The sequence below is a fragment of the Candidatus Magnetominusculus dajiuhuensis genome, from assembly GCF_046044395.1.
In the GTDB taxonomy this organism is placed as follows: domain Bacteria; phylum Nitrospirota; class Thermodesulfovibrionia; order Thermodesulfovibrionales; family Magnetobacteriaceae; genus Magnetominusculus; species Magnetominusculus dajiuhuensis.
On sequence record NZ_JBJUSG010000182.1, the window covers coordinates 1 to 5,305 of the forward strand.

Consider the following 5,305-nt stretch of genomic DNA (forward strand, 5'->3'; position numbering starts at 1 on the left):
ATAGGGGGTACTCTTGCCGGTAACCCAGCGGGTGTAGTTATTTAGACGCTTACCTCGGAGAATAACCAGTTCTTACAACCCACCACAAAGGGGATGATGGCATTTTCGGTCATGTTGCTATCCTCCCTTAACCTACCGACTTCTACACAACTTTAAAGCTTGCTCCTTTGATTAATCATAATTCTATCGCCGCGCCCAATAAACCTAATAGGTCGGGTTGCCTTTTTCCGTTTCCCAAAGCACACACAAAGCTCCTCAAGCATATCAATATGAGAGTGGTTCATACCGCATTAAGTAGCGCCGCCGCATCTTTCGGAAGTTTATCAGCCTCTGTGAGCGTCCTACAAGTAGGGTAACATAATGCTTTATATTTAAGCAAGACGGATTTTAGGAAAGAACGGGTCAGAGGCTCTGTGTGATAGCAGTAAGTTTTCCATAAAGACGGCAGGGAATGCTCCCAAATGCTTGATTCCGTCGCCTTTCTCCGTGTTCCAGATTGAGTAGAGGAGCGGTTTGAAGGTTTCCAGATTTCTGGGGAAAAGGTGTACATTCCTATATCGGAGCTTGGGCTGACAGCATATCTTGGCAAAAGTAAGGCTTTTAGTTTACTATACAGCATGAATGATAAGAAAACCACTTTCACTGCGCTTGGATTGTGTCCGCGAAAACCAAAATCAACCAAACTCCATGTGTGTGTTTGTATAATGTGCGTGAGTTGTGGAGAGGGTGTTTTTTTTCAATATGAGGTGTCATACCCTGGGGAAACATGCGAATGAGACAGATTACAATTTCTGTTAGGACCATAGCCGCTCTGCTGTTGCTGTTGTTGGCCACAGCATCGGCCTTTGCTGCTGAGGAGCTTACTGAGGGTGAGAGACAGTGGCTTGCCGCGCACAAAAAGATTCGGGCCGGGGTATCCCCCGATTTCCCGCCGTTTGAGTTCGTTGATGAGGCAGGCCATTACACAGGAATTGCCGCCGACTACATGCAGCATATAAATAAACGGCTTGGCCTCGTCTATGACGGGATTGAAAACGTCCAGACAGATGAGATAAACAGCATGGTAAAGGCGAATCGTCTGGATGTCATACCGTGTCTTGGTATTACAGAGGAGAGGAAAAAATATCTGATCTTTACGAAGCCCTATATTGAGATTCCTGTTGAGATAATAACAAAAAAATCGTCAAATATCATGACACTAAAAGACCTGAAGGGGAAAAAAGCCGCAATTGTGTCCGATTATGATGAGGAGGATTTGATAAGACGAGACCATCCCGGCATAAATATAGTTTCTGTCCCGACGATGGAAGACGGCCTCAAGGCCGTGTCTTTCGGAGATGTGGACGCGTTGATAGGAAACGTCTTTTCTGTCACCTACCACTCAGGGAAAATGGGCATAACCAACCTCAAAATAGCGGGAAGCACGGGTTATACATACAGGCCGGCAATTGCAGTTAGGAAGGACTGGCCAGAGCTCGCCGATATGATTGAAAGAACCCTTCAGGGCATGACCGCCGCCGAGAAGGAGGATATTTACAGACAGTGGGTGCGTATAGAAAAGTTCGGGGACATCGGCAGCAAAAGATTATTGCTCATGCTTCTGTCGGTGACAATGGCAGCCGTTACAGCCATATTTTTGCTGTTTATATGGAAAGAGAGGCTAAAGACAAGGGTGAAAGAGAAGACGAAGGAACTGGAACTCTCTAAGGAGGCGCTTGAAAAGGCACGCAACGAACTCGAAAAAAGAGTTACTGACCGAACCTCGGAACTCAGAGAGGCCAACGAAAAACTTAGAATAGAAATCACCCGAAAGCAAGCGGTCGAGGTGGCGCTGAAAGAGAGTGAATCAAAGTACCGCTCCTTGTTCAGCTCAATGAACGACGCGGTTGCCCTCCATGAGGTTATATACAACGACAAGGGCGAGGCCGTAGATTTTCGTGTGCTGGACGTAAACCCCGCCTACGAGACCGTTATGGAAATTCCAAGGGAGCGTGCGGTGGGCACACTCTCCGGAGTACTCTTTGGCGCTCACTCAGGGCAGTTTATAGAGCTGTTTGCGGGCGTAGCTCAAAAAGGGGTTGCGGTCTCAATTGAGGCCCACCTGCCCTCGGTTGGAAAACACTTTAAAATGTCTGTATTCTGCCCGGCAAGGGGGCGTTTTGCCTCGATATTCTCCGATATTACCGAACACAAAATGCTTGATGACGCCCTTAAGGCAAGCGAGGAGAAATTCAGAGAACTTGCTGATATGCTGCCCGCTATTGTGTTTGAAGTAAACGAAAAGGGGGTTTTTACATTTACCAATCGCTGCGGTATTGAGACCTTAGGCCTCACACACACCACAGACGGCCTCGACATATTGAAAACCATCGGGGATGACAACGTCGGGGCTTTTAAAGCACACCTTGCGAAGATAATCGAAGAGCAAACGGTCTGCGGAGGCGCAGAGTTCAAGATAAAGTCAGGGGATGGCCGTATAATCCCTGTGTTTATCTACGCAAGCGCCATAATTCACGACGGCATTGTAAGAGGCGTAAGGGGTGTCGCGGTTGATATAACCGAACGGGTATTGTTTGAGAAGGCCCTGCATGAAAAATCATTGCAGTTGGAGCGCCTGAACAATGGCCTCGAAGCCAGAGTCAGAGAGGAAATCACAAAGACGATAGAGCAGCAGCATGTCCTCATCCAGCAATCCAGGCTGGCGTCAATGGGCGAGATGATAGTCAATATTGCCCACCAGTGGAGCCAGCCGTTGAGCGCTCTTAACCTGATTTTAATAAATATCAAAGAGGCCTCGGACTTCGATGAACTGGATAAACCAAACATTAACGACTTCACATCAAAGGGCCAGCAGCAAATTAAGAAAATGGCCGCAACTATTGACGAGTTCAGAAATTTCTTCAAACCTGACAAAGAAAAAGAACTTTTTAGCGTCTCAAAATCCATAAATGACGCGTTGGCACTGCTTAGTGGCTCTTTCAGGAATTACCTGATTTCCACACAATTGAATTCCACTGAAGACATTTCCATCTACGGCTATCCTCACGAATTCTCACAGGTTATTCTAAACATCCTGAGCAACGCAAAAGAGGCGGTAACACGATTCCGCAACGTGGATGGCGTGATAACAGTTGATGTCTCCCATGAAGGCACCGGCGTCCGCATTGACATAACCGACAACGGTGGCGGCATTGACGCAGGGTTAATCAGCAATGTGTTTGATCCCTATTTCCCGTCGAAAGGACGAGACGGCGCCAGTATCGGCCTCCATATGTCAAAAAGGATTATTGAAGACCACCTAAACGGCTCAATAGTGGTTGATAACATAGAAGGCGGTTCAAGGTTCACGATTATACTGCCATCGCAAGTGCCGGCGTAAGTATTCCGGTATTAATGAAGCGTATTAATGAAGCCCCTTAGAGTTAAAAAACGGCATATATTTTTTATCTGTGCCCATTATATGCTCTGCCAGCCATTTCTTGAGGAAACTCATTATATCAAGTGTTAATCCGCCCTGGCCTTCTTTAAACTTTCGTTGGACATCCCCTGCCTGTTTTACAAACTTATGGTGCTGTTCTATGTGGGCGTCGAATTCTTGCTTTGGATAGCCAAATCTCTTCATGTCCTGCTCTTCGGCATTAAAATGAGTCACTGTGTAGTCTATAAGGCCGTCCAATATATCGCCGATTATGCGGTTGCCCAGCCCCAGCTTCATGGCCGCGTGAAGTTTATTAATAAGTTTTACTAAGTTTTTGTGCTCGTTGTCGTATCTCTTAACGCCGACGGAGTAGCCGTTTTGCCACTGCATCAAAGGTGGTACGGAGCTTAGTTTGCTTTCGATATCGTCATGGCCGATGGCCCTTCCGGAGAATTTGTACTGGCCCAGGGCCGACTGCATCTTTTTTACGATTGTCTCTGATAGTTCCCCGGCGGCGGAGGCGGTTCTCTGCGCACTTGATGCAACGGTGCTGGACAACATAGAGATATGCTCCATTGTCCTGGAAATCTCCTCTGTCGTAGCCGATTGCTGTTCAGTAGCCGCGGCTATGCGCGTTATCTTATCTGTTACGTCTTCGTTTGTTTGAACGATTTCCTCAAGTGTGGTACCAGCCTGATTTATGAATTCCACACCGTTGGACACCTCCAAAGATGCCTCATTCATTGATTCGACGGCACTGCCCGTGCTCTCCTGTATAGTCAGTATCATCGTGGAAATCTCTTTTGTGGCGCTTGAGGTCTTCTCTGCCAGTTTTCTCACCTCATCTGCCACAACAGCAAACCCCCGCCCCTGTTCCCCCGCCCTTGCCGCTTCGATGGCCGCGTTCAGGGCAAGGAGATTCGTCTGCTCGGCGATGTCGTTGATGACCTGGATTATCTCGCCAATCTGCCTGGACTTATCTCCAAGTGTCTGTACCACCGTTTGAGAATCCTCAGTCCTGTGCTTAATACCGTTCATGCTTTCGATGGTTTTGTTGACCACATCTTTTCCTCGTGAGGCAATGTCCGATGCCCTTCTGGCCGATTCAGAGGCTATCATCGCGTTACTGGCAGATTCTGCGGTCGTTTCCCTCATCTGAGACATTGAGTTGACTATCTGCTCTATCTGCTCGGTTTGATTGACGGCGCTTTGGGCAGTCTCGCCGGACAGCTCAACAAGCTCGTTAGAAGAGGAAGACGCCTGCTCATTAAGCATCGAAATATCCTCTACCATCGTGGTTATTTTCTCGGCCAGCTTGTTAAATATCCTGGCCGCCGCAGCAACTTCCCCTGTGCCGCTTTCATCCAATTTCACAGAGACATCGCTGTCTGATTCTGTAAACAATTTAAAACTCATAAGCGTCTTCACGAGTTTGTTGAGGTCTTTCTTTACAGCAAACAACATACCCGCAGCGGCCACGAGGATGATTATTGCAAAGATAAGATACGATAACCCATTACTTTCATTAATATAAGCCCAAAAACCAAGCCCGGCCGCCATTAATGATATTATCAAAAAACCAGCCGTAACCTTCGTTCCTACCGCCATAAGCCCTCCTAAGTTTTATAATAGCCAAAGTGACATATATCGCATCATAGGATTCATTATAACATATCCTGCACTAAGAATTAATCTGTGTGAAGTTTGTTTTCAGGGCAAACGCATTACAATAGAAAGTTGCACTTCTGGATTCCCGTTTTCGCGGGAATGACAGACAAGACAGAACATCTGAACCCCTAAATTTGTCGTTCCAGTATCTGTCATTCCTTTTTTCCTGTCATTCCTGCGAACAGACTGTGTCACAATAGTAAAGCAGCCCCCCCCCCC

At 47.1% G+C, this 5,305-nt stretch carries 2 protein-coding genes; one reads left to right on the forward strand and one right to left on the reverse strand.

Annotated elements, in window-relative coordinates:
- Positions 1–772 precede the first annotated feature (772 nt).
- Positions 773–3,379 carry a transporter substrate-binding domain-containing protein gene (locus AB7D94_RS16315; RefSeq protein WP_420267096.1) on the forward strand — a complete coding sequence of 869 codons (2,607 nt, stop codon included), beginning with the start codon at positions 773–775 and terminating at the stop codon, positions 3,377–3,379.
- 24 nt (positions 3,380–3,403) lie between these two features.
- On the opposite strand, the gene AB7D94_RS16320 is transcribed toward AB7D94_RS16315, so the two are convergent.
- Positions 3,404–5,026 carry a bacteriohemerythrin gene (locus tag AB7D94_RS16320; protein WP_420267098.1) on the reverse strand — a complete coding sequence of 541 codons (1,623 nt, stop codon included), beginning with the start codon at positions 5,024–5,026 and terminating at the stop codon, positions 3,404–3,406.
- Positions 5,027–5,305: the final 279 nt, after the last annotated feature.